This is a genomic window from Humidesulfovibrio mexicanus (assembly GCF_900188225.1).
GTDB classification, from domain to species: domain Bacteria; phylum Desulfobacterota; class Desulfovibrionia; order Desulfovibrionales; family Desulfovibrionaceae; genus Humidesulfovibrio; species Humidesulfovibrio mexicanus.
This window is the reverse complement of record NZ_FZOC01000005.1, coordinates 79,273-103,819: the sequence shown is the minus strand read 5'-3', so window position 1 is coordinate 103,819 and position 24,547 is coordinate 79,273. Positions and strand designations below refer to the sequence as shown.

The window sequence follows — 24,547 nt, the reverse complement described above, 5'->3', positions numbered from 1 at the left end:
CGTGATCCGCTTCGAAAACGTGTGCTTCACCTACCCCTTCCGGCCCGAACCGGCCGTTTCAAACGTCAGCCTGCGCGTGCGCCCCGGCGAGGTGGTCCTCGTCACCGGAGCGAGCGGCTGCGGCAAAAGCACCCTGGTGCGTCTGGCCAACGGCTTCGCCCGGCAGCACTTCCAGGGTCGCGTTTCGGGCCGCGTGCTCATAGGCGGGCGCGACAACGCCGAACGGAGCGTATCCGACATCGCCCGTGACCTGGGCACCCTGCTGCAGGAGCCCGAGGCCCAGTTCTTCACCCTCGCCGTGGCCGACGAGCTGGCCGTGGGGCACGAGTGGCGCGGCCTGGACCCCGGGCGCATCACGGAACGCATTGCGCAGGCCGCCGCCGAGTTCGGACTCTCTGCGCTGCTGGAGCAGTCCACCCTCTCCCTGTCCGAAGGGCAGAAGCAGAAGGTGGCCCTGGCCAGCATTCTGACCATGGAGCCGCGCGCCCTGGTGCTGGACGAACCCACGGCCAACCTCGACCCGGAGTCCACCGACGACCTTGCGCGCAAGCTCGTGGAGCTGAAGGCCAAGGGGCTGGCGGTGCTGGTTTCGGACCACCGGCTCTACTGGCTGCGGGGCGTGGCCGACCGCGTGCTGGTCATGGAGCGCGGCGCCGTGGTGGCGGAGGGCCCCTTCGAAATGCTCGACGATGCGGAACTGCGCGCACGCCACGGCCTGCGCCAAAGCAGCGTGGACGATCCGCGCTGCGGCCTGCCCGCGCTGGAGGATGTCCGGTCCGGGCTGGCGGACAGCCTGGAGGCCGACGCCCTCAGCTTCGGCTACGGCGCGGGAGCCCCGCTGTTCCAAAACGCCTCTTTGCGCCTGCCCGCCGGGCGCGTGGTGGGCCTGCTTGGCCCCAATGGCGCGGGCAAGACCACCCTGGCCATGCTGCTGACCGGACTGACTGCGGCCAAGGGCGCGCGATTCTCCGCGCAGGGCGAGCGGGTCCGCCCGTCCAACCTGCTGCGGCGTTCGGGCATTGTGCTGCAGAACACCGACCACCAGCTGCACATGCGCAGCGTGGCCGATGAGGTGCACTCGGCCATGCGCGCGGCCGGGGGGGCTTCCGCTTGCGGCGGCGAGGCCGAGCGGCGCCAGCGCGTGCAGGAACTGCTGCGGCTGTACGGTCTGGACGGCCTGGCCGACAGGCACCCGCAATCGCTCTCCGGCGGGGAGCGGCAACGCTTGGTGGTGGCCTGCGGAGAGGCCAAGGAACCGGACCTGCTCATTCTCGACGAGCCCACAAGCGGACTGGACGGTGCCAACATGGGGCTCATCGCCGCCCGGCTGCGCGCCAGAGCGGAGGCCGGCTGCTGCGTCGTGCTCATCTCGCACGATCTCGAACTTCTCGGGCGGGTGTGCCACTGCGCCCTGCGCCTGCCCCTCGCCCACAACAGCAACACGACCAAGGAGGCCGCCTGATGCCCAGCGAACAGATAACGGAAACGGTGCGCGCCCGCGTGCGCGAGAACCCCAGCCTCATGCCGCGCGGCCTGGCCGAGGAACTTGGCGTCAGCGAGGCGGAGATCATCCGCAGCCTGCCCGAGGACATGCGCGTGGAGGCCCGGGCGCAGGACTTCGAAACCATCTGGGAAGTAATGTGCGGCTGGGAGAAGGTCACCTTCATCGCCGTGAACCCGGGCGTCATCGTGGAGGTGCCCTGTCGGCTGCCCAAAGGCCGCGCCGCCCACGGCATGTTCAACCTGCTGGACAAGAACAGCCCCTTGGGCGGCCACATCTTCGCCGACACGGTGGCCCAAATCTGGCTGGTGTCCAAGCCGTTCTTCGGGCTTGAAAGCCACAGCGTCCAGTTCTTCGATGCCGCGGGCGGCATTCTGTTCTCGGTGTATGCGGGCCGCGACGAGCGCCGCGCCATCCTGGACTCTGTGCGCACAGGCTTCCTCGCCCTTCGCGCCCGCTACGAGCCTTCGACCGGAGGCGCGCAATGAAGGCGCTTGTGGTCTATTCCAGCCGCACGGGCAACACCCGCTGCGTGGCCGAGGCCGTGCGCGACGCGCTTCACGCCGTCATGCCCGGCGGCGCGGAGCTTCATCCCGTTGAAAGCGCCCCGCCGCCGGACGGCTTCACCTTCATCGCCCTGGGGTTCTGGGTGGACAAGGGGCGCCCGGACGACAAGGCCTTGGGGTACATGGCGCGCGTCAACGGCCACAAGGTGGGTTTCTTCGGCACCATGGGGGCCAACCCGGACTCCGACCACGGCCGGGGCGTACTGGCCGATGCCCGCGCGCGCCTCTCGGACAACGAGATCCTCTGCGAATTCCTCTGCCTGGGAAAAATCGACCCGGCCGTTGTTTCGGCCATGAATGCGCACCACCCCATGACCCCGGAGCGCACGGCACGCATAGAGACCGCCAGAACGCACCCGGATGAGGCCGATCGCCTTGCCGCGGCGCAGGCGTTTCGCGTTGCCGCGAACGTTCTTGCGGAAACAGCGGACGCCAAGGAGGGCGCACAATGAGGCCCATGCGCGAAGAAGAGATGCGCGGACTGGTGGAGCGGGCCAAATGGGCCACCATCTGCACCGTGGACGAGTCCGGAGCGCCCTACGCCATAGAGGCGACCCCCTTCCGGCTGGACGGCACGATCTGTTTCATGATCAGCCCGCGTGGCGGAACCTTCCGGAACGTGGGACGCAACGACAAGGTGCTGCTCAAATATACCGCCACCTGGGACGGCGTCAGGGGCTGGGCCGGGGTGAGCTGCTTCGGCCGGGGCCGTTTCGTCGCGGATGACGCCCTGCTCGTGCGAGGCTGGGCCAAGCTCGGCCTGGTGCTGGGGCAAGATTTCAGCGCTGCGGCGGAGCGCTTCCTCGGCAAGGAAGCCAGTCCCCTGTTCATGGTCCAGGTGGACCACATGACCGGCCGGTGCAGCGCAAAGGCCGGGGAAACCCTGCTCCTTGACGCACAGGAGAAGGCCTTGGCGGAGGAACCCGCATGATCCTGGAATTTCTGCAACTCGTCGGTCCTGCTGGGCATGTGCTCATCGGTCTGTCCGTGGTGGCGTTGTACCTCTCCATCAAGAACATGGTGCTTTTGACCATGGTCCACCGCGATTTCCGCCGCCGCTTCGCGCGCATTGAAAACGGCACGGGGAACTACCGCGACCAGCTCTGCGGCGAGGTCTCCAACCCGCTCATCGACATCATCGCCAGCGTGGTCAAGACCCACGGCTCCCACTCCGACGATCTGCGCGCCGAAGTGGCCTACCTGTTCCACCGCAACTTCGAGAAGGTGAACCGGGGCATCACCTTCCTCAGGCTCATTGCGGTCATTGCCCCGCTTCTGGGCTTGCTCGGCACGGTCCTCGGCATGGTTTCCGTGTTCAAGGTGGTGGCGCAAAGCTCCAATGCGGATTCCGCCCTTCTGGCCGGGGGCATATGGGAGGCGCTGCTGACCACGGTGCAGGGGCTGTGCATCGCCATTCCCACCCTGGCCTTCTATTACATGCTCTCCCTGCGCATGAAGGGCTTCCATATCGAGGCGATCGAGCACAGCTACCGCGCCCTGGAGCGCTTCAAGACCACCTGCCCCCTGGCGGAAGAAGCGGCCCTGCACCGCAGAAGCGCCGACCATGCCGTGAGGCCGCCGCTGTCCCGGCTCGACACGGCGGGAAGGGGAGCCGCATGAGCGCGGATTTCGGTCTGGACAACGACTTCGACGACAGCATCGACTTGACGCCGCTCATCGACGTGGTGTTCATGCTGCTGTTGTTCTTCATCCTGGCCACAACGTTCATGAAACCGGCCATCGCCGTCAGCCTGCCCAAGGCCGCCACGGCCCAAAGCCAGACGCGGGAACGGCAGCTGGTCATCACCATCGACAGCCAGGGCCGGGTTCTCCACGGCGACCAGGTGGTGGAGCCGACGGGCTACTCCGCCCTGCTCGACATGGAACCCGGCGTCCCCATCAACTTCATGGTCCACCGGGATGCGCCGTTCCAATCCTTCATGGGCGTGGTGGACGAGGCGCGGCGCAAAGGCCGCACGAACTTCATCATCACCACGGAGCCAGACCATGCGGATCGTGGGTGAACAACGCGCCTCGGGAATCGGGGCCTCGGTCAGCCTTGGCCTGCACGGCGTGCTCGCCGTGATGCTGCTGTGGGGGGCGAGCACGGCCTTGTGCCCGCCCACGGCCGAGCACATGCCCCTGGGGGCTTGCGTGGTCCAAGTCCAGGCTGCGCCGGAGCCCCTCCCGGCCGCGCTGCCCCAGGCCCCGGTTGCGCCAAAGGCGGAGCCTCAGCCCGCCCCACTGCACCGCCCCGCTCCCGCAACACCGTCTCAGCCCCCGGCCCCGCTCACGGCCCCGGCCCCTGCCCCCACCGCTCCCGCCGCCTCGGCCGCCCCAGCGCCCCCCAAAGCCGCCGCCGTTGGCGCAGCCACCCCGGCGAACGCACCAGCGCCCCTTGGCAATCCATCGGGAATCCAACGCGCCGCGGCCCTGCGCGACCAGCTGGTCGCGGCCCTCATTGGCCGCATTGAACGCGCCAAGCGCTATCCCTTCGCCGCGCGCAAGGCCGGCATCGAGGGCGTGGTGACCATGCGCGTGCGCATCGACGAAGCCGGGCGCATTGCAGAATATTCCGTCCGGACGGACGGAGCGCCGCACCGTTGGCTGTGCGATGCGGCGGTCCAAACCATGGCCGAGGTCGATCCGCACCTGCTGCCACAGGGAAAGATGGAAACGGCTCTTGTGGTCGAGGTGCCCATCCGCTTCCACCTGCAGTAGAACCGCGCCAGCCAAAGGAAAGCCGTAACGCCCCGCCTCTTCCAACGGCAAACGCCCCGGATGCTCGCCCTGCCAGATATTCTGTCGGAGGATGGCCCGTTCGCAATGCGGGCTCCTTGCGCCGGAGCCGGAAGCCCCTGAAGCACGCCGCGGGGTTTCCCACGTCACGATTCAGCCCACCTGACCGCCTCGAATCGACGCGTTGCAGCGGTGAACGCACACACATCCCGCTGGCCCCAAACCGCATAGGCTCCAGGCCCTGATCCCGCTTCCACGCATTGCGCTCTGGCGCGCAAACGAAACAGGGCCCGCTTTCGCGGGCCCTGTGTGTGCAGATGCTGTCGGGGAAGGGCTACGGCAACAGTTGCTTGCCCGCGCGGATGGCGAAGTCGAAGAGCCCGCCGGGAACCAGGCCGAAGACCAGCACCACGGCGGCCAGGATGCCCGCCCCGCAGACGCTGAAGGGGCTGTTGTCGGGAACAGGCGCATCGTCGCCAGCATCGTGGGTGTAGGCGTGACGCACCAGGCTCAAGTAGTAGTAGATGGCGATGGCGCTGTTCAGCACAAGGGTGATGACCAGCCAGTTGTAGCCGTGGTCCCAGGCGGAGGTGATGAGGAAGAACTTGCCCATGAAGCCCATGGTCGGCGGCAGGCCCACCAGGGCGAAGGCGCCCACGCCCAAGGCGAAGGCCAGCCCGGGGGCGCGCTTGTACAAACCGTTCAGGTCGTCAAGAGTCAGGTTGCGGCCATCGGAAGCCACGCGGGACACGACCCAGAAGCAGAGCAGGTTCATGGCCACATAGGCCAGGGCGTAAAACGCCGTCGCCGAAAGGCCCATGGCCGTTCCGGAAACAAGCCCGACCATCATGTACCCCGCGTGGGCCACGGAGGAGAAGCCGAGCAGACGCTTCAGATCCCGCTGCGCAAGCGCGCAAAGGTTGCCGTAGGTCATGGACAGCGCGCCCAGCACGGCCAGCAAGGTGGTGATCTCCAGGCCGGGCTTCAAGAGCGCGGCCAGGCGGATGAGCACCACCACCGCGCCCAGCTTGGGCAGGGTGGCCACGAAGCCCGCGGTCTCGTTGCTGGAGCCCTGGTACACGTCCGGACACCAGAAGTGGAACGGGAACAGCGCCAGCTTGTAGAACATGCCGCCCAAAAAGAGCGAGAGCCCCACCACGGCCATGGGCTGCCCGGACCAGTGCCACGAGCGCTGGGCCAGCTGGTCGATGTAGCTGGTGTGCTGGCTGGCCAGGATGTAGGAGAAGCCATACAGGGCGATGGCCGTGGCCACCGCGCCGAACAGGATGTACTTGATGCCGGCCTCGGCCGCGCCCTTGTGGCCCACGCCGCCGCTGTTGCGCAACGGGATGACGGCGTACAGGCTGTAGGAACTGATCTCCAGGGCGATGTAAATGGTGATGAGCTCCACCGCCGAGGACAAGATCATCAAGCCCCAGGCCGAGATGCCAAGGAACATGAAGTAGTCCGGACGCTTGCGTTCCTCAAGGCTGGGCTGGCGGGCGGCGTTCAGCACGGCGACATAAAAGCCCGCCGCAATGGCCACCTTGAAGAACTGGGACAGCGCGTCGAGCTTGTAGGCCCCGCCGAAGATGAGCCCCTCGGCTCCCCAAGACACGATGCTCACAAACACGCCAAACCCGGCGAAGAACGGCAGCCAGCGCTCTGCGGGCGGGGTATCGGACCCGTCCCCCAGGCTCTGGCAGAACAGGGCCACGATGAGCAGCAGCTGATACAGCTCCGGGACAATCAGGATGGGATTGAACTCCACGGCGACCACTCCCTAGTTGTTGACCGGTTCGGCGGGGGTTTCCACGGCTGCGGCAACCACCGCCGCGGGCGCGGGCTGCGCCTGGGCCGTTTGTGTGGCGCTGGTGCGCGCCTTGAGGTCGCCCACCAACTTCTCCACGCTGGGATCGATGATGTTGAAGAAGACCTTGGGCGCAAGGCCTATGTAGAGCACGAACACGGCCGGGATGAGCAGGTAGGTCCACTCGCGGCTGTTCAGGTCGCGCCAGCCCTTGGCGGTTCCGGGCCGCCCCCAGGCCATTTTAAGGCTCACCCGGAACATGTAGGCCGCGCCCAGAAGCGCGCCGGGAACCAGCAACGCGCCGATGTAGTAGCTCTCCTGGAAGGCCGCCACAAAGACGAGCATTTCGCCCACGAAGCCGTTGGTGCCGGGGAAGCCGAAGCTGGCCAGGGCGTACAGGCCCCAGAAGCCCATGAAGGCCGGCAGATACTTGCCCAGGCCCATGTTGTCGGCAATGGCCCGGCTGTGGCTGCGTTCGTACACCGCGCCGATCATCATGAACAGCGCGCCGGTGATGATGCCGTGGTTGAGCATCTGGAAGAGCGCGCCCTCGACGCCGCGCAGGTTGAACAGGAAGATGCCCAGCGTCACGAAGCCCATGTGCGCCACCGAGGAGTAGGCCACCAGCTTCTTGACGTCCGACTGGCCGAGCGCGATGGCCCCGCCGTAGAGGATGCTGGCGATGGACACGGCGATCATCAGCGGGGCGAAGTACACGCTGGCCTCGGGCGTCAGCGGCAGGCAGAAGCGCAGGAAGCCGTACGTGCCCATCTTGAGCAGCACCGCGGCCAGGATCACCGAGCCCGCGCTGGGCGCCTGCACGTGCGCGGCAGGCAGCCAGGTATGGAAGGGGAACATGGGCACCTTGATGGCGAACGCCAGCGCCATGGCCAAAAACGCCCAGTACTGGAAGCGGAAGCTGAAGTTCACCTGCATCAGCTCGGGGATGGAGAAGGTGCCCCCGGTGATGCGGAAGGCCACGATGGCGGCCAGCAAAAGCGTGCTGCCCGCCAGCGTGAACAGGAAGAACTTGAGCGATGCGTACCGGCGCTGGTCGCCGCCCCAGACCGCGATGAGCAGGTACATGGGGATGAGCATGGCCTCCCAGAACACGTAGAAGAGCACGAAGTCCAGGGCCGCGAACACGCCAACGCATGCGCTGGTCATGAACAACAGGCAGAAGTGGAACTCCTTCACGCGTTTGGAGATGTAGGTCCAGGAGCACATGACGCACAGCGGCAGTATGGCCAGGGTCAGCAGCACCATGAGGTAGCTGATGCCGTCCACGCCGAGGGCGTATTCCAATCCCCATTGCGGCACCCAGTGCGCCTTTTCCACGAACTGGAAGTCGGCGTTGAACTGGAAGGAAAGCAGTGGCAGCCCCAATATGAGCTCCAGGATGCTCGCGCCGAGGGTATAGGCGCGCGCCACCTGCGGGCTCTTGATGAGGAACAGCCCTGCCGCGGCCACAAGCGGGAACACGATCAGACTTGTTAAAACCGGGTATCCGAAGTCCAAGGCTCGCTCTCCGTCTCGTTGCGGGGTTTAGGCAAGATACCAGACCAGGGCGAAAATGCCGACGGCCAAGGCGGCCGCCAGGCCCAGGTACTCCTGGAGCCTGCCGGTCTGCACCTTGGCGCCGATGACGCCCACGTTCCGGACCGTATACGCCGAGCCATCCACCACGGTGTCGATTCCCTTGGTGTCGAACCAGACAGTACCCCGCGCCAGGTTCAGCAGACCGGCAAGACCAACGGCCCGGTAGGCCTCGGTCCAGCGGTCGTCGATCCACGCCAGGGGCTTGGAGACCAGGGCCATGACGCCCCGGCCTATGAGCCGATAGAAGTAATCGAAGTCCAGGTTGGTCTTTGCGTGCGGGGTGATGACCTCCCGCGTGATGTAGAAGGCCAGCCCGGAGAAGCCGAGAAGCAGCAGCGCCTGCAGCACGTGCCACACGGTCCAGGGGTGATAGGCCTCTTCCATCTCAAAGGGCAGATAGCGGTACAGCATGTCCGGGTACAGACCCTGGGCGATGCACAGCGCCGCGCCCATGGCCATGCCCCAGTACATGTTCGCCGGGATGGGCTTGAGCTCCATCTTGTCGTTGGCGGGCTTGGCCCAGAAGGCGAAGTACGGCAGCTTAATGCCCACCGAGAGGAAGGTGCCCACCGCGGCCACCTCCATGCCGATGGCCAGCCAGTAGCGATGGGCCTCGGCCGCGCCCGCTATGGTCATGGTCTTGGAGATGAAGCCGTTGAAGAGCGGCATTCCGGAGATGGAGAGCGCCGCCACCATGTAGAGCGCCATGACCCAGGGAAGCCGGTGCACCAGGCCGCCCAGGCGGTCCAGCTTGGTGGTGCCCGCGGCGTAGAGCAGGCAGCCCGCGCCCATGAACAGAAGGCCCTTGTACAGGATGTGCGCGTAGGCGTGGGCCACCGCGCCGTTCATGGTCATGGCCGTGCCGATGCCGATGCCCGCCACCATGTAGCCCACCTGGGAAACGATGTGGTAGGACAGGATGCGCCGGGCGTTGTTCTCTATGCACGCGTACAGCACGCCGTACACGCACATCACCGTTCCGGCTATGGCCAGGGCCTCCACCCCGTGGAACCCGCGCAGAAGCACGTACACCGCGGTCTTGGTGGTGAAGGCGCACATGAACACCGAGCCGGTCACCGTGCCCTCGGGGTAGGCGTCCGGCAGCCAGGCGTGCAGGGGCACAACAGCCGCGTTGACGCAGAAGCCCAAGAGGATCATCCAGTCATACACCTGCATCTGCGCCGGGATCACGTGGTCGAAGGTGAAGTCGCCCACGGCCTTGTAGCGCATCAAGAGGCCGATGAGCAGGAAAAGCCCGCCGATGGTGTGGTACAGGAAGTAGCGGAAGCCCGCCTTTGTGGAGATGGGGTTTCTCGCCAGCCAGATGAGAAACGTGCTGCCGATGCTCATGAGCTCCCAGAACACGAAGAGTGTCAGGAAGTCGCCGGCGAAGGTGCAGCCGAAGGCCCCGCCCACGTACACGCAGGCCATGATGTGCTGGAGCTTGTCCTCCACATGCAGGGCGTACACCATGCCGATGAGGCTCATGACCGCGAACACTTGGGCGAAGATCAGCGAGAGCTTGTCGATCCGGCCGAACAGGAGCGACTGCCCCAGCCAGCTGGCCTGCCCGTAAAGCCCCGGCTCGATGGTCATGACGCTCCAGATGGCCACGATAGGCGGGATCAGGAGCAGCCATTTCCAGGCCTTGCCGGGCAAGAACGGCAAGACCAGCGCCAGGGCGTAGAAGCCCACGCTGGGATGGACGAAACCGCTAGCTATTGCGCTCATAATAGTCATCTCCCCGGCTGATCATGGGCTGGACGATCTTTTTCATGATGATGACCATGGCGAGCCCACCCACCAGGCCGAACACGGCCCAGAAGCCCGGATACGCGTCCAGCCCGAATTCCGCATGGTGCGGACGGATGAACACGTTGGCCAGGACAAGCCCCGCAAGCCCCAGGAAGAACAACGCGGAGATGATCCCCGTCTTGCTCCTCAACCAATTGAGCAACATTCCGAACAGGCTCATGTGTTTGCCCCCTAGAACTTGCCGAACACGCGGACGAAGTCCATGAACAACGCCGGGTACAGGCCCAGCAGCACCGAGATGGCCCCCGTGGCGCACAGCGGAATCACCATGGACAGCGGCGCTTCCTTGTAATGGTGGAAGTGGTCGTCCTCAGGCCTGGGCTCCCTGAAGAAGGCCCTGTAGATGACCGGCACAAAGTAGCCCGCATTCAGCGCCGTGGAAAGCATGAAGGCCAGGAAGATGATGATCTGCCCCGCCTGCAGCGCCCCGTTCACGATGTACCATTTGCTGACAAAGCCGCACACCGGCGGCATCCCGATCATGGACAGGGACGCGATGGCGAAGGCCCCGAAGGTCCAGGGCATCTTGCGTCCAAGCCCGTCCATGAGGCTGATCTTCTTCAGGTGCGTGGCCACGTAGATGGCCCCTGCCGCGAAGAACAGCGTGATCTTGGAGAAGGCGTGGTGCGCGATGTGCGCCATGCCGCCCTGCACCGCCAGAGGGGTCAAAAGCGCCACGCCGCAGACCACGTAGGAGAGCTGGGCCACGGTGGAATACGCCAGCCGGGCTTTCAGGTCGTCCTTGGTGAGCGCGATGAAGCTGGCGGCGGTGAGCGTGAAGGCCGCCACGCAGGCCGTGGGAATGCCCAGGCCCAGCTGGTCCATGACCGTAACCCCGAAGCCGGAGAGGATGATGCGGCAGACGCAGAACACGCCCGCCTTGACCACGGCCACAGCGTGCAGCAGGGCGGAGACCGGCGTGGGGGCCACCATGGCCGAAGGCAGCCAGTTGTGGAACGGCATGAGCGCCGCCTTGCCGATGCCCGCGATGTACAGCACGTACGTGACGGTGACGGCCAGCGGATGCTTGGCCACCACATCGGGCGGGAACATGCCGGTGACCACGTCGCCCAGGGCGAAGTCCAGGTGGCCCAAGAGCACGTAGGTCATGACCATGGCCGGCAGCAGGAAGAGCTTGGAGGTGCCCATCAGGTACACGATGTACTTGCGCGCACCGCCGAAGCCCTCGTCGTCCTGGTGGTGGGCCACAAGCGGATACGTGAACACGGTGATGACCTCGTAGAAGAGGTAGAGCGTGAACACGTTGGCCGACAGGGCCACGCCCTCCGCGCCGAAGATGGCCACGGCGAAGCAGACGTAGTAGCGCGTCTGGGCGTGCTCATCCAGGCTGCGCATGTAGCCGATGTTGTAGCTGGTGGCGAGCATCCACAAAAACGAGGCCACCAGGCCGAAAATGAGGGACAGACCGTCGGCCATGAAGGTGACGGTGATGCCCGGCATGATTTCAAAGAGTGTGTACTTCCAGATGTTCCCGGCCAGAACCTGCGGCGCCAGCGACAGAACCGAGGCGAAGGTCAGAGCTCCGGCAATGAAGCTCATGGCTTCACGCCGGTTCTGGTTGCCCCGGTTCAGCCAAATGAACAGCGGCGCCAGCAGGGTGAAGGCCACCGGCAGGAGAACGCGTGCGCTTTCGATGATCCCCGTCATGGCGTGCTCATCCCTTCAGAGTCGAAACGACGCTGGTTTTGGTGCTGCCAAACCGCCGGGCGATGACCACGATGATGGCCAGGACCAGGGTTGCCTCCGCCGCCGCAAGCCCCATGACGAACAGGGTTCCCAGCTGCCCCAGCACGGCGTTGGCCGGGGTGAGCTGCGCCGCCGCCACAATGGACAGCCCCGCGCCGTTGAGCATGAGCTCCACGCAGATGAGCATCCCCACCAGGGTCTTGCGCTGCGTGATGCCGAAAAGCCCCGCCAGAAGCAGAATCAGGGCCACCAGTTGATACAAGACAAGCGGACTCATTTGCCGTTCCTCCTCTCCCACGCCAGCAGCACCGCACCGGCCATGGAGACCAGCAGCACCACCGAAATCAGCTCAAAGGCAAGCCCATAAGGGCCAAGCAGGCCCAGGCCCAGCTTCTGGATGTTCACCTCCACGGGAACGCCCGTTGTGGCCAGCGGCCGGGTGAGCACCAGCCAGGACAGCACCCCGCCGGTGACCACGACCGCCAAAAGCGCCAGCACGTTCTGGTACAAGGGCGCGCTCTCCGCCTCCTCGCCGTCCGGAGAGGCGCGGGTGAGCATGATGGCGAAGAAGATGAGCACGCACACCGCGCCCACGTAGATGAGGATTTGCATGAAGGCCATGAACGGGCTGTTCAACAGCATGTACATGCCCGCGACACCCAGGAGCGTGGCGATGAGCCCCACCATGGCCCGCACAAGGCTTTTGGCCCCCACGGCCAGCAGGCTGCCGCCAAGGATGATCAGGGTGTACAGCCCGAAGGCGACTTTTGCCATCACTTCCATAGCTTACGCCTCGCTCTTCTCTGCGGGTTGTGCCGCAGGCTCGGCCGGGGCCGCGCCCTCCGTCTCCCTGAGCTTCAGCACCAGGTCGAAGAGGAAGTCGTTGCGCGAATAGCCCGCCAGGTAGATGTTCTTGGAAAACCGCAACGCGCCCGCCGGACAGTTCTCCATGCAGGTGCCGCACAGGCTGCACAATGTGTAATCGTACAAGAACTTTTCAGGATCTTTGGGCGTCTTGTCCTTGGGCTTCTCCCCGTTGGCCTTGGCCTCGGCCAGGGCCTTCTCTTCCTCGGGCGTGGGTTTCGGGGGCTTCCGCTTGACCACGGTGAGGCAGTTCGAGGGGCAGGAGATGGCGCACATGCCGCAAGAAATGCAGCGTGGCTTGAAGGGGTCCTTCACTCCTCCCACCAACTCCAGGTGGCCTTTGTAGGAGTCGGTGTTGGCCAGCGCCTTCCAGGGGTAGCGCACGGTGCGCTGCGGCTCCAGGAAATATTTCCCGGTGACGCGCAGGCCCACCATGAGGCTCCACAAGTCGGAGACGGTCTTGAAAGCTTCCTTGATGGCGTTCATAGCGCTCCCTTTACCAACGCACTTCGGTGAACTGGGCAAGCTTGACGAAGAAGCTCGTGCCAAGAAGGTTCAGCACGGCCAGGGGCAGCAGCCACTTCCAGTTGATGTTCAAGAGCTGGTCGAAACGTACGCGCGGATAGGTCCAGCGGAAGAAGACCAGGAGCAGCATCAACAATGACACCTTGAGCACGAACCACACCGGACCGGGCAGCACCGGCCCCTGCCAGCCGCCCAAAAACAGCGCCGTGGCCACGGAGCAGACCACCACCATGTTGGCGTACTCCGCCAGGAAGAACAGGCCGAAGCCCATGCCCGAATACTCGGTGTGGAACCCGGCGGTCAGTTCGCTCTCGGCCTCGGGAAGGTCGAAGGGGGCGCGGTTGGTTTCGCCAAGGGCGCTCACTATATAAATAAGGAAAGCCAGAGGCTGGGTCATGATGTTCCAGTTCCAGGGCCACGCGCCCTGCCCTTTCACCACCTGGGCCAGGTCCAGGCTGCCGGCCACGAAGCTGACCGCCAGGACAGAGAGCAGCAGCGGGATCTCGTAGGCCACGGACTGCGCCACCGCGCGCGCCGCGCCCAGCAGACCGTACTTGTTGTTGGAGGCCCAGCCGCCCAGAAGCAGCGAAAGCACCGCCAGACCGGAGAAGGCCAGAATCAGCAGCAGGCCGAGGTTGATGTCCAGGGCGTAGAGGCCGTCGCCCACGGGCAGGGGCAGGAAGAGCAGCAGCACCGGCAGGAAGGAAAGCACCGGCGCCAGCCAGAACAGGATGGGGTCGGCCTTGTCGGGCATGAACAACTGCTTGCCCACAAGTTTGAGGGCGTCGGCCAGGGGCTGCAACAATCCGTTGGGGCCGACCTCGTAGGGTCCTGGCCGCCGCTGGATGTGGCCGGCCACCTTGCGCTCCACCCAGACCATCACCAGGCCGATGAGGCCCACGCTGACGGCCACGGCCACAAGGCCCACGAGGATGCGTATGAGTTCTGCGGGCATCGCGTTCTCCTACCTGTCGATTTCCGGGATGATCAGATCGAGGCTGCCCAGGATGGCCACGGCATCGGCCAGGATGGTGCCCTTCGAGACTTCGGCGAAAAGGCTCAAGTTGCAGTAGCCCGGCGCGCGCAGCTTGCAGCGGTACAGGTTCTTGCCCCCATCGGAGACAAGATGCACGCCGATCTTGCCGCGCGCCCCTTCCACCGCGAAGTAGGACTCGCCCTTGGGGGCCTTCCAACTCGGCTTGGGCGCGCCCTTCACCAGCACCTCGCCCTCGGGCATCATGTCCAGGCACTGTTCGATGATGCGCAAGCTCTGTTCGAACTCGGCGATGCGCACATCGTAGCGGCCGCGGGCGTCCTTGAGATTTGAGGTGGGAATCTCGAAGTCCAGCTTGGGGTACACGGAATAGGGGTCGATGCGGCGCACGTCGTAGCCCACTCCCGATCCGCGCAGCACGGGGCCCGTTGCGCCGTAGCGCTGGCAGCATTCGGGCTCTATGGCTCCCACGCCCTCTATGCGGCGGCGCAGGATGATGTTGTCGGAGACCAGATCCTTGTACATGGGCAGCCGCGAGCGCATCCAGGGAATGAACTCGCGGATGAGGCGTATGGCCTCGTCGTCCAGGTCCTGGGCCACGCCGCCAACGCGGAAGTAGCTGTAGGTAAGGCGCGAACCCGTGGGCCGCTGCAGGATGTCCAGAATCTTTTCGCGGTCGTCGAAGGCGTACATGATGGGGGTGAAGGCCCCCAGGTCGAGCAGGTATGCGCCCCACCACAGGAGGTGCGAGGCGAGACGGTTCAATTCGCAGGTGACGACGCGCACGTACTCGGCGCGTTCCGGAACCTCGATGCCGGCCAGCTTCTCCACCGCGCCCACAAAGGCCCAGTTCCAGCCGATCGCGTGGCCGTAGTCCACCCGGCCCATGTTGGGAATGTACTGGGCCGCGGTTTTGATCTCGGCCATCTTCTCGTGCATCCGGTGCAGATAGCCCAGCACCGGCTCCGCGCGCAGGACGTATTCGCCGTCCAGCTCCACGATGACGCGCAACACGCCGTGGGTGGAGGGGTGCTGCGGGCCCAGGTTCAGAATCAGCGAGCCGTCCTTCGCGTCCTTGGCGAAGTTGGTGGTGTAGAAGTCTCCGGCGACCATGTCGGTAAAGGCGTTCTGTGTCATAGCTCCGCGCCGTCCTTGGGTTATGCCTTGTCGGCGGCGCCCTCTGCCGGGGCGTCGGGCGTCATGAGGGAAAAGGCGGGCGCGCAGAACACCACCTGCCCGGCCTCCAGAACGTCGCGCATCTTGGAGCGCGATTTCGGGTCCTTGCGCAGGGGGAAGCAGTCGGCCATGTCCGGGTCGATCAAAAGCGGAATGAAGTTCGGGTTGCCCTCGAACAGCACGCCGTGAAAATCGCGGACCTCGCGCTCGTGCCACTCCGCACCGTGGTACACCCCCGCAATGGAGGGAACGCTTGGCGCGTCGTGCGGGGCGATGACGCGCAGCCGCGCCCTGCCCGGCGTGTCCCAGTGGGCGAAGTTATAGTTCACCACAAACCCTTCCGCACAATCCACCGCGCCGATGTCCTCCAGGAAATACCCTGCCGCCAGCAGCCGCTCGGCGGCGCGCACCAGACTGCCCGCGGGCAAAATGGCCTGCCAGCTCAAGCCCGTCTTGCGGAACTCTCCCTTGGCCATGTAGTCCACGGCCAGGCCTTTCAGCAGCTCTTCCATCTACTTGCCCTCCTCGAAGGGCCCGTCCACAGGGGGATTGGGCCAGAAGCGCTTGCCGGTGATCTTCTCCTGCAGGAGGAAAAGCCCCTCCAGCAGGCCCTCGGGCCTGGGCGGGCAGCCGGGAACGTACACGTCCACAGGGATGAGCGTGTCCACGCCCTCCATGATGCCGTACTGGTCCTTGTAGCGGAAGGGACCGCCGGAGATGGCGCAGTTGCCCAGCGCCATGACCCAGCGCGGGGCGGGCATCTGCTCATACAGGCGCACCACGGCGGGGGCCATTTTCTTGGTCACCGTGCCGGCCACGATCATCAAATCGCTCTGCCTGGGCGAAGGGCGGAACACCTCGGCCCCGAAACGGGCGATGTCCCACCGGGCCATGCCCACGGCCATCATCTCAATGGCGCAGCAGGCCAGGCCGAAGGTCATGGGCCACAAAGACATGGACCGGCACAGGTCCACGATCTGCTTGCCCGGCCCGATGTTCAGCAGCGGGTCGGCGACAACGACGTCGGGTTTTTGCGCTATGAGATTTTGCGCGGCCATGTGAACACCCCTTTCGCCCAGAAGTAGATGATTGCGAGCGCGAGCACAGTGAGGAAGATGACCATTTCCAGGAAGGGCAGCCAGCCCTCGGTGAAACGGTAGGCCGTCGCCACCGGGAACAGGTAAAGCACGTCCACGTCGAAGGCCAGGAACAGCATCGCGTAGACGTAGTAGTTGATCCCGAAGCTCGTCCAGGCGCCGCCGTAGGGTCTCATGCCGCACTCGTACGGCATTCCCATATCCCCTCCGCGCGCACGCGGCGCCACCAGGTACGACAAAATGAGCGGACCGCCAGCAAACAGCAGTCCGCCCAGAAGGAACAGAATGATGGCGAAGTGAAGCCAGCTAAAGACCATAAAACTCCCCCTTACCGGAAGAAAACAGTCCGGAAAAATGAGCCTTGCCAAACCTTTTGGTCTATTATCCCTACTCTGCCCCGACTTGCGAAGGACGTCAACCCCTGTTCCGGAAAATCTCACCTCGTCCGTGTTTTTTTTGCCCGTCCGCGTCGGAGCAACTAGCTGATTTGCAAATATATATTTTTTACATGTTCATGTTTTCACAATCATCAAGACCCTGTGGAGAATTCCTGCTCCCCCGTAGGCAATAATCAATTTTACTCATAAAACCAAGATGATATACAAAATTCCACGGAGAAAGACACAGAGACGCACACTCCCCCACATGGCGAGACACGGTGCTACATCAAATTCAACCCGTTTGGTAGCACAATTTTATGATTCGTAACACTTTTCCCGCAGATCCCTCCGCTCCCGGCCGCTTGTGCGCCCGGCCGATTCGGCATATTGCTCATTCCAGCTGAAAAACCTCAATCCGGAGAGCGCATGGCCAACGCAAAACGCATCCTCATCACCGGCGGATCCGGCTTCCTGGGCTCCCACCTGTGCGAGCGCCTGCTGGAGGCGGGAAACGACGTTCTGTGCGTGGACAACTACTTCACGGGCCGCAAGGAAAACATCCGCCATCTGCTGGGGCACCCGCGTTTCGAGGTGCTGCGCCACGACGTGACCTTCCCCCTGTATGTGGAGGTGGACGAGATCTACAACCTCGCCTGCCCGGCCTCGCCCATCCACTACCAGCACGACCCCGTGCAGACCACCAAGACCAGCGTCCACGGGGCCATCAACATGCTGGGCCTGGCCAAGCGCATCAAGGCCAAGATTTTGCAAGCCAGCACAAGCGAGGTGTATGGCGACCCGGCCATGCATCCGCAGCAGGAAGGCTACTGGGGCAACGTCAACCCCATCGGCCCCCGCGCCTGCTACGACGAGGGCAAGCGCTGCGCCGAGACGCTCTTTTTCGACTACCACCGCCAGCACCGCCTGCGCATCAAGGTGGCCCGCATCTTCAACACCTACGGCCCGCGCATGGCGGTGGACGATGGCCGCGTGGTCTCCAACTTCATCGTCCAGGCCCTGCGCGGCGAGGACATCACCGTGTACGGCAAGGGCGACCAGACCCGCTCCTTCTGCTACGTGGACGACCTGGTGGAAGGGCTCATCCGCCTGATGGAGCACACGCCCGACGACTTCACCGGGCCGGTGAACCTGGGCAACCCGCGGGAGTTCACCATCCTGGAGCTTGCCGAAAAGGTCGTGGCCCGCCTGGGCTCGTCGTCCACAATCGTCCACAAGCCCCTGCCCCAGGACGACCCCATGCAGCGCAGGCCGGACATCGCCCTGGCCAGGACCGCCTTCGCCTGGGAGCCCAAGGTGCTGCTGGAGGACGGCCTCGGCCCCACCATCGACTACTTCAAAAAGGTGCTCGGGCTGTAGCGCATGTGCGGCATTTGCGGACACGCGCGCCCCGGCGGACTGCCCCCGGACGCGGCCGCGCGCCTGGAGGGGGTGCTGCAGCGCATCGCCCACCGGGGGCCGAACGCCACAGGCCGCTGGGCCGCGCCGGAGGTCGCCCTGGGGCACACGCGCCTGTCCATCCTGGACCTGGACACGCGCGCGGGCCAGCCCATGCACGACCCCAAAACCGGCAACGTCATCGTCTTCAACGGCGAGATCTACAACTTCCGGGCGCTTCGCGCCGAGCTGGAAGCGCAGGGCGAGCGCTTCCGCACCACCGGCGACACCGAGGTGCTGCTGGCCCTGTACCGCGTGTACGGCCAGGATTGCCTTGAACGCCTGCGCGGCATGTTCGCCTTCGCCATCTGGGACGCCGCACGCCGTGAGCTCTTCCTGGCCCGCGACCCGCTGGGCAAGAAGCCCCTGGTCTATTTCCAAAGCCCGGCCACAGCGGACGGCGGCGGGCTGGTCTTCGCCTCGGAGATACGCGCCCTGCGCGCCCATCCGGACTGCCCGTCCCTGTCCTCCGGCGCGCTGGACCCGGAGGCCCTGGACCTGTACCTGAGCACGGGCTTCGTGCCCGCGCCCAGAAGCATTTTGAAAGGCCTGCGCAAGCTGCCGCCGGGCTGCTGCGCCACCTATTCCTGCCGCGAGGGCGCCCCCGGACTCGCCATCCGCCGGTACTGGGAGCTTGATTTCCGCGCCAAGCGGCAGGTGGGCGAGGCCGAGGCCCTGGACCTGGCCTGGACCGAGCTGCGCGAGGCCGTACGCCTGCGCCTGGAGTCCGACGTGCCCCTTGGCCTGCTGCTCTCCGGCGGGGTGGATTCGAGCCTTGTGGCTGCGGTGCTGGCCGAGCTCTGCCCCGGCAAGGTGGAAGCCTTCTGCATCGGCTTCGACGAGAAGAAGTACGACGAACTGCCCCACGCCCAGGCCGTGGCCCGGCATCTGGGCATCGCCCTGCACCACGAGGTCATGCCCCCGGCGAGCATGGCCCTGCTGCCCGAGGCCGTGGAACGCTACGGCGAGCCCTACGCCGACGACTCCGCCCTGCCCGCGCTGGCGCTCTCGCGCATGGCGCGCCAGCACATCACCGTGGCCCTTGGCGGCGATGGCGGCGACGAACTCTGCTGCGGCTACCCCACCTACCGCCACGCGCGCATGGCCAGCGCCCTCTGCGCCCTGGCCCCGCTTCCCGGCGATGCGGCCCTGCGCGCCCTGGCCGCCTCGGACGGAGCCATGGCCCGCCTGCTGCGCGAGGCCGCCGCCGCCAACCTCTGGCCCGAGGCCAAGCCCCTGTTGCGCGACGAAGGCCGCCTCCGGCCCCTCAAACGCCGCCTGTACACCCCGGCCACAGCCCAGGCCGTGGCCGCCGCCCATGCGGACTGGTTTTTGCCCGTGCTCAAACGCTCGTTCCAGCGGGCGGGCAACCCGGTGGAGCGCATCCAGTACATCGACAACAGCGCCAGCCTGCCCGACGACCTTTTGGTCAAGATGGACATCGCCAGCATGGCCCACGCCCTGGAGGTGCGCTCGCCCTTGCTCGACGTGCGGCTGGTGGAGCTCTTCGCCAGCTTCCCGGTCAGCCTCAAAGTGCGCGGCCAGGAGACCAAGTACCTGCTCAAAAAGATGGCCGAAACGCGCGTACCGCCCGATGTGCTGTACCGCCGCAAGCAGGGCTTCGATCTGCCCGTGCGCGAATGGATGGCCGGACCCATGCAGGGCTTCGTGCGCGAGGCCCTGGGCCAGGCCCACCCGGCCCTGGCCGAACACCTGAACCTGGACGCCGCCCTGGCCGTGGCCAGGGAGCACGCCAGCGGCATCAACCGCAAGAACATGCTCTGGCGGCTGGTGGTGCTGGCCCTGTGGAGCCGCACGTAATAGAGGCGCCCCGCAAACCCGCGTCCAGGCCAGCCCCCCCCAAGCCCCTCCCGCCCCGCTTCGTTGACAGCCGGGGCCAAAGGCCGTAGTTCTGCGCCCAGCGTGCAACGCCCGCAGTCCCTTCCGGTTCGCGGGCTCATTTCTTTTTTGGAGGTACTCCCATGCGCGAGAAAGTCGAGGCCGCCCTGGCCAAGATCCGCCCCATGCTGCAGGCCGATGGCGGCGACGTTGAACTGGTGGACGTGACCGCGAACGGCATCGTCAAGGTGCGGCTCACCGGCCGCTGCAAAGGCTGCCCCATGTCGCAAATGACCCTCAAAAGCGGCGTGGAGCGCATCGTGCTCAAGGAAGTGCCCGAGGCCAAGGCCGTCGAGAACGTGGCGGAGTAGCCCATGACCGTCGTCACCCGCTTCGCCCCCAGCCCCACGGGCTACCTGCACATCGGCGGCGCGCGCACCGCGCTCTTCAGCTGGCTGCTCGCCAAGAACACGGGCGGCCAGTTCCTCCTGCGCGTGGAGGACACCGACCGCGAGCGCAGCACCCAGGAGGCCACGGACGCCATCATCGAGGCCATGGCTTGGCTGGACCTGGCCGCCGAGGGAACCGCCGTGTTCCAGAGCCAGCGCTTCGACCTCTACAACAGCTACATCGACCGTCTGCTGGAGTCCGGCCGCGCCTACTGGTGCCGCTGCACGCCGGACGAGGTGGAGGCCATGCGCGAGAAGGCCCGCGCCGAGGGCAAGAAGCCCAAGTACGACGGCCGCTGCCGCGATTTGGGCCTGGCCCCGGGCGATGGTCAGCGCGAGGGATGGGTGGTGCGCTTCAAGACCCCCCACGACGGCGTCACCGCCTTCCACGACATGGTCAAAGGCCCCACGGCCGTGCAGAACGCCGAAATGGACGACATGATCCTGCGCCGCGGCGACGGCTCGCCCACCTACAACTTGGCCGTTGTGGTGGACGACCACGAGATGGGCGTGACCCATGTGCTGCGCGGCGACGACCACGTGGCCAACACCCCCCGGCAAATCCTGCTGTACCAGTCCTTTGGCTGGGACGTGCCCCAGTTCGGCCACGTGCCCATGATCCTGGGGCCGGACAAGGCCAAGCTCTCCAAGCGCCACGGCGCGCTTTCCGTCATGGAATACAAGAAGATGGGCTACCTGCCCGAGGCCCTGGTGAACTACCTGGCGCGGCTCGGCTGGAGCCACGGCGATCAGGAGATCTTCAGCCGCGAGGAGCTGGTGCGGCTCTTCGGCACCGGCAACCTGGGCAACTCGCCCTCGGTCTTCGACATGAAGAAGCTGGAGTGGCTGAACGCCCACTACATCAAGGAGGCCGCGCCCGCGCGCCTGGCCGCCCTGCTGCCGGAATTCTACGAGGACACGGCAGGGCTCAGGCTCGACACCGCGTACCTTGAGGCCGTGATCCCGCTCTTGCAGCCCCGCGCCAAGACCCTTGCGGAAATGGCCGACATGGCCCGCCTGTTCCTGGTGGACGCCGCCAGCCTGCCCTACGACGACAAGGCCGTGGCCGACCACCTGAAGCCCGAGGCCCGCGAACTGCTCGCCGCGCTGCTGCCCATCTATGAGGCCCCGGCCGACTATGGCGACCACAAGGCGCTGGAAGCCGCGACCCAGGCGTTTCTGGACGAGCGCGGCCTGAAGTTCAAGGCGGTGGCCCAGCCCCTGCGCGTGGCCCTCACCGGCAAGACCGCCAGCCCCGGCCTGTTCGAGACCATGTGCGCCCTGGGCAAGCCCGAAAGCCTGGCGCGCATCAAACGGGCCCTGGCGCTGTAGCGCACCAGATGCGCGACGCTCCCTGCTTCGCCAGCGACAACTACGCCGGCGTGCATCCACGGGTCATGCGGGCCCTGGCCGAGGCCAACAGCGGCCCGGCCGGGGCCTACGGCGACGACCCGCTCACCAAAGCCGCCCGCGCCCGCTTCAAGGAGCTTCTCGGCCCCGAGGCTGAGGCCTTCTTCGTGTTCCTGGGCACGGCGGCCAACGTGCTGGCGCTGCAGGCCATGACCCGGCCGCACCACGCCGTGCTCTGCGCGGCCAGCGCGCACATCAATGTGGACGAATGCGGCGCGCCGGAACGGCACCTGGGCTGCAAACTGCTGCCTGTGGACACGCCGGACGGCAAGCTGACCCCGGCCCTGCTTGAACCCTATCTGCTGCACCTGGGCAACGAGCACCACAACCAGCCCCGCTGCGTGTCCATCACCCAGGCCACGGAACTGGGCACCGTGTACACCCCGGACGAGGTGCGCGCCCTGGCCGGGTTCGCCCATGACAACGCAATGCTGCTGCACATGGACGGCTCTCGCCTTGGCAACGCGGCGGCCGCGCTGGACTGTTCCCTGCCCGACATCACCGTTGATGCGGGCGTGGACGCGCTCAGCTTCGGGGGCACGAAAAACGGCCTCATGTTCGGCGAGGCCGTGGTGTTCTTCCGGCCGGAACCTGCGGCGGACTTCCCCTTCATCCGCAAGCAGGGGATGCAGCTCTGCTCCAAAATGCGGTTCATCGCCGCGCAGTTCCTGGCCCTGCTGGAGGACGGCCTCTGGCTTGAGAACGCCGCCCGCGCCAACGCCATGGCCCGCCTGCTGGCGGAATGCCTCGCCTCTGGGCCGGGGGTGCGCATCGTCCAGCCCGTGCAGACCAACGCCGTGTTCGCGGCCCTGGCCCCGCGCGCCATCGCGCGGCTCCGGGAGCGCTTCGCCTTCTATGTCTGGGACCAAGCGCAAAGCGTGGTCCGCTTCATGACCAGCTTCGCCACCACGGAGGACGAGGTGCGCGAGTTCGCCCTGGCCGTGCGGGCAAGCGCCAAAGAGGAAGAAGAACCGCGCAGCGCATGAAGCATAGACGGACACATGCGGTTTGCCGCTGCCGCATTGACACCTTTGTTCCTGTACGAGTATGAAGCCCTTGCGTCGGCCGGAGGTGCGCCACAGGAGGCGCCGCCGCCGTTCTTCATCCCAAAAAACACACCGGGAGGCCCCATGCAGTCCATTCTTCACACGACATTCATGCGCCACACGGCCTTCGTGCTCATCGCCGTCATGAGCCTCATCTCCTTCGCGCCCAAGGCCGAGGCGGCCCTTGTGCCCACGGCCATGAGCATGGCCAGCGAACTGCGCGCCCAGGACATGGACATCGTGCAGAAGGCCCTTGAGCACAAGGCCATCAAAGGCAAGCTCGCGGCCCTGGGCTACACCGACGAGGAAATCTCCGCCAAGCTTTCCGCCGTCTCCGACTCCGACCTGCACAGCCTGGCCACCCAGCTCGACTCCTTGGACGCCGGCGGCGACGGCGTGGGCTTCGTCATCGGGCTTCTGGTCATCGTGCTGCTGGTGGTGGTCATCCTGAAGCTCAGCGACAAGACGGTCACCATCCGGTAGCCCCAAATGGAGCACAACCGCCCGACACGGGCCGCCGGGCCGCCCTTGTGGGCGGCCCTCGCGTTTCCGGCGGCGCTGGCCGCGCTTCTGCTGGCCGCCGTGGCGCTTTCGGCCTGCGCCAGGCCGCCCGCGGGCTTTGCGCCGCCTCCGGGCCGGGGGCAGGTGCCCGGCGTGCCCTTCCACGCCCAGGAAGACCATCAATGCGGTCCGGCCTCCCTGGCCATGGTGCTCAACCACCTGGGCGACCCGGCCACTCCGCAGGAAATCTCCCGCGCCGTGTACCGCGCGGACCTGCGCGGCAGCCTGAGCCTGGACCTGGTGCTGTACGCGCGCGGGCGCGGGCATTCGGCGCGCTTTTCCAAGGGCGCGGCGGAAGACATCGCCAAGGCGGTCAACGCGGGCATCCCGCCGCTGGTCATGGTGGACGAGGGTCTGGGCGGCATCCGCGTGCCGCACTTCATGGTGGTCACGGGCTACGACGCCGAGGGAGTCATCGCCAATTCCGGCCGCAGGCAGGGCGTGCGCCTGTCCTGGGGCGCGTTCCTTTCCGTTTGGGAGGGCGCGGCACGCTGGATGCTGCTGGTGACGCCGGGCCAAGGCGCGGCCAAGGAGGGGATGTGATGCGGGGCGGAATACTTGGCGCGCTTGTTCTTGGGCTCGCCCTGCTGGCGGCGGGCTGCTCCCTGCCGCGCATCACCGTGCATGACGACCCGCTTTCGGCGGACGAACACCTGCGCCTGGGCATGGCCTACGAGGCCAAGGGCGACCTGGACGCCGCAGCCGCCGAATACGGCAAGGCCATGCACCGCGAGCCCCTGGCCCGCCTCTACCTGGGCAACGTCTTCTATGCGCGGGGCAAGCTGCCCGAGGCCGAGGCCGAATACCGCGCGGCCCTGGAGCGGCTGCCCGGCAACCCGGAGGTGCGCAACAACCTGGCCTGGGTGCTGCTCAAGCGCGGCCGCGCGCTTGAAGAGGCCCAGGCGCTGGCCGAGGCCGCCGTGGCCGCAGCGCCCTCCGAGGCCGCGCGCAAGGCCTACCGCGACACGCTGGACGCCATCCGCGCCGCGCGCGCCGCGCCGCAATAGCCCAAGG

The 24,547-nt window shown here is 66.1% G+C and carries 28 protein-coding genes; 15 read left to right on the top strand and 13 right to left on the bottom strand.

Annotation, left to right across the window (positions count from 1 at the left end; genetic code table 11):
* Position 1: 1 nt before the first annotated feature.
* The 7 genes from CHB73_RS11820 to CHB73_RS16530 are packed head-to-tail and all read left to right on the top strand — an operon-like array spanning position 2 to position 4,788.
* Complete coding sequence (locus CHB73_RS11820; RefSeq protein WP_089274795.1) at positions 2-1,462, top strand: ABC transporter ATP-binding protein; 1,461 nt, start codon at positions 2-4, stop codon at positions 1,460-1,462.
* The gene (hutX, locus tag CHB73_RS11815; protein ID WP_089274794.1) at positions 1,462-1,989 is read left to right on the top strand and encodes a heme utilization cystosolic carrier protein HutX; all 528 of its coding nucleotides are present in this window, start codon (positions 1,462-1,464) and stop codon (positions 1,987-1,989) included. The genes CHB73_RS11820 and hutX overlap by 1 nt, the downstream gene beginning before the upstream one ends.
* Positions 1,986-2,519 (top strand): flavodoxin family protein, encoded by a 534-nt coding sequence (locus CHB73_RS11810; protein WP_089274793.1) that lies wholly within the window; start codon positions 1,986-1,988, stop codon positions 2,517-2,519. The genes hutX and CHB73_RS11810 overlap by 4 nt, the downstream gene beginning before the upstream one ends.
* The gene (locus CHB73_RS11805) at positions 2,516-2,998 is read left to right on the top strand and encodes a pyridoxamine 5'-phosphate oxidase family protein (RefSeq protein ID WP_089274792.1); all 483 of its coding nucleotides are present in this window, start codon (positions 2,516-2,518) and stop codon (positions 2,996-2,998) included. Before CHB73_RS11810 ends, CHB73_RS11805 begins: the two co-directional genes overlap by 4 nt.
* Entirely contained in the window at positions 2,995-3,687 is a 693-nt protein-coding gene (locus CHB73_RS11800; RefSeq protein WP_089274791.1) for a MotA/TolQ/ExbB proton channel family protein, read from the top strand. The genes CHB73_RS11805 and CHB73_RS11800 overlap by 4 nt, the downstream gene beginning before the upstream one ends.
* Positions 3,684-4,091 carry an ExbD/TolR family protein gene (locus tag CHB73_RS11795; protein ID WP_089274790.1) on the top strand — a complete coding sequence of 136 codons (408 nt, stop codon included), beginning with the start codon at positions 3,684-3,686 and terminating at the stop codon, positions 4,089-4,091. Before CHB73_RS11800 ends, CHB73_RS11795 begins: the two co-directional genes overlap by 4 nt.
* Positions 4,075-4,788 carry a TonB family protein gene (locus CHB73_RS16530; protein WP_143337378.1) on the top strand — a complete coding sequence of 238 codons (714 nt, stop codon included), beginning with the start codon at positions 4,075-4,077 and terminating at the stop codon, positions 4,786-4,788. The genes CHB73_RS11795 and CHB73_RS16530 overlap by 17 nt, the downstream gene beginning before the upstream one ends.
* Before the next feature lie 352 nt (positions 4,789-5,140).
* On the opposite strand, the gene CHB73_RS11785 is transcribed toward CHB73_RS16530, so the two are convergent.
* The 13 genes from CHB73_RS11785 to CHB73_RS11725 are packed head-to-tail and all read right to left on the bottom strand — an operon-like array spanning position 5,141 to position 16,710.
* Positions 5,141-6,577, bottom strand: a complete 1,437-nt coding sequence (locus CHB73_RS11785) for an NADH-quinone oxidoreductase subunit N (protein ID WP_089274789.1) — start codon at positions 6,575-6,577, stop codon at positions 5,141-5,143.
* Positions 6,578-6,589: 12 nt separating this feature from the next.
* The gene (locus tag CHB73_RS11780) at positions 6,590-8,134 is read right to left on the bottom strand and encodes a complex I subunit 4 family protein (RefSeq protein ID WP_089274788.1); all 1,545 of its coding nucleotides are present in this window, start codon (positions 8,132-8,134) and stop codon (positions 6,590-6,592) included.
* 27 nt (positions 8,135-8,161) lie between these two features.
* Positions 8,162-9,946, bottom strand: a complete 1,785-nt coding sequence (locus tag CHB73_RS11775; protein WP_407656629.1) for a Na(+)/H(+) antiporter subunit D — start codon at positions 9,944-9,946, stop codon at positions 8,162-8,164.
* Positions 9,930-10,190, bottom strand: a complete 261-nt coding sequence (locus CHB73_RS11770) for a PIN domain-containing protein (protein ID WP_089274786.1) — start codon at positions 10,188-10,190, stop codon at positions 9,930-9,932. Before CHB73_RS11770 ends, CHB73_RS11775 begins: the two co-directional genes overlap by 17 nt.
* Positions 10,191-10,201: 11 nt before the next feature.
* On the bottom strand, positions 10,202-11,698 hold the full coding sequence (locus CHB73_RS11765) for a monovalent cation/H+ antiporter subunit D family protein (RefSeq protein WP_089274785.1): 1,497 nt from the start codon (positions 11,696-11,698) through the stop codon (positions 10,202-10,204).
* 7 nt (positions 11,699-11,705) lie between these two features.
* Positions 11,706-12,014 (bottom strand): NADH-quinone oxidoreductase subunit NuoK, encoded by a 309-nt coding sequence (nuoK, locus tag CHB73_RS11760; RefSeq protein WP_089274784.1) that lies wholly within the window; start codon positions 12,012-12,014, stop codon positions 11,706-11,708.
* Positions 12,011-12,520: an NADH-quinone oxidoreductase subunit J family protein gene (locus CHB73_RS11755; protein ID WP_089274783.1), complete on the bottom strand. Its 510-nt coding sequence runs from the start codon at positions 12,518-12,520 to the stop codon at positions 12,011-12,013. Before CHB73_RS11755 ends, nuoK begins: the two co-directional genes overlap by 4 nt.
* Positions 12,521-12,523: 3 nt before the next feature.
* Positions 12,524-13,087: a 4Fe-4S binding protein gene (locus CHB73_RS11750; protein ID WP_089274782.1), complete on the bottom strand. Its 564-nt coding sequence runs from the start codon at positions 13,085-13,087 to the stop codon at positions 12,524-12,526.
* Between the two features lie 10 nt (positions 13,088-13,097).
* Complete coding sequence (gene nuoH, locus CHB73_RS11745; RefSeq protein ID WP_089274781.1) at positions 13,098-14,081, bottom strand: NADH-quinone oxidoreductase subunit NuoH; 984 nt, start codon at positions 14,079-14,081, stop codon at positions 13,098-13,100.
* 9 nt (positions 14,082-14,090) lie between these two features.
* Complete coding sequence (locus tag CHB73_RS11740; RefSeq protein ID WP_089274780.1) at positions 14,091-15,257, bottom strand: NADH-quinone oxidoreductase subunit D; 1,167 nt, start codon at positions 15,255-15,257, stop codon at positions 14,091-14,093.
* Between the two features lie 20 nt (positions 15,258-15,277).
* Complete coding sequence (locus tag CHB73_RS11735) at positions 15,278-15,808, bottom strand: NADH-quinone oxidoreductase subunit C (protein WP_089274779.1); 531 nt, start codon at positions 15,806-15,808, stop codon at positions 15,278-15,280.
* Positions 15,809-16,354, bottom strand: coding sequence for an NADH-quinone oxidoreductase subunit B (locus tag CHB73_RS11730; protein ID WP_089274778.1), 546 nt, complete (start codon positions 16,352-16,354; stop codon positions 15,809-15,811).
* Positions 16,333-16,710: an NADH-quinone oxidoreductase subunit A gene (locus CHB73_RS11725; protein ID WP_089274777.1), complete on the bottom strand. Its 378-nt coding sequence runs from the start codon at positions 16,708-16,710 to the stop codon at positions 16,333-16,335. The genes CHB73_RS11730 and CHB73_RS11725 overlap by 22 nt, the downstream gene beginning before the upstream one ends.
* 489 nt (positions 16,711-17,199) lie before the next feature.
* Here CHB73_RS11725 and CHB73_RS11720 point away from each other — a divergent pair, with 489 nt between their 5' ends.
* The 8 genes from CHB73_RS11720 to CHB73_RS11685 all read left to right on the top strand — a co-directional run bounded on the left by CHB73_RS11720 (position 17,200) and on the right by CHB73_RS11685 (position 24,540).
* A complete protein-coding gene (locus tag CHB73_RS11720; RefSeq protein WP_089274776.1) occupies positions 17,200-18,150 on the top strand; it encodes a UDP-glucuronic acid decarboxylase family protein in 951 nt (316 codons plus the stop codon).
* Positions 18,151-18,153: 3 nt separating this feature from the next.
* Positions 18,154-20,049: an asparagine synthase (glutamine-hydrolyzing) gene (asnB, locus tag CHB73_RS11715; RefSeq protein WP_089274775.1), complete on the top strand. Its 1,896-nt coding sequence runs from the start codon at positions 18,154-18,156 to the stop codon at positions 20,047-20,049.
* 161 nt (positions 20,050-20,210) lie between these two features.
* A complete protein-coding gene (locus CHB73_RS11710; RefSeq protein WP_089274774.1) occupies positions 20,211-20,438 on the top strand; it encodes a NifU family protein in 228 nt (75 codons plus the stop codon).
* Between the two features lie 3 nt (positions 20,439-20,441).
* Entirely contained in the window at positions 20,442-21,848 is a 1,407-nt protein-coding gene (gene gltX / locus CHB73_RS11705; RefSeq protein ID WP_089274773.1) for a glutamate--tRNA ligase, read from the top strand.
* A gap of 8 nt (positions 21,849-21,856) precedes the next feature.
* Positions 21,857-22,912, top strand: coding sequence for a threonine aldolase family protein (locus CHB73_RS11700; RefSeq protein ID WP_089274772.1), 1,056 nt, complete (start codon positions 21,857-21,859; stop codon positions 22,910-22,912).
* A gap of 144 nt (positions 22,913-23,056) precedes the next feature.
* Complete coding sequence (locus CHB73_RS11695) at positions 23,057-23,455, top strand: PA2779 family protein (RefSeq protein ID WP_218819413.1); 399 nt, start codon at positions 23,057-23,059, stop codon at positions 23,453-23,455.
* Positions 23,456-23,461: 6 nt separating this feature from the next.
* The gene (locus tag CHB73_RS11690) at positions 23,462-24,076 is read left to right on the top strand and encodes a C39 family peptidase (RefSeq protein WP_089274771.1); all 615 of its coding nucleotides are present in this window, start codon (positions 23,462-23,464) and stop codon (positions 24,074-24,076) included.
* A complete protein-coding gene (locus tag CHB73_RS11685; protein WP_089274770.1) occupies positions 24,076-24,540 on the top strand; it encodes a tetratricopeptide repeat protein in 465 nt (154 codons plus the stop codon). Before CHB73_RS11690 ends, CHB73_RS11685 begins: the two co-directional genes overlap by 1 nt.
* The last annotated feature ends 7 nt before the right edge of the window (positions 24,541-24,547 follow it).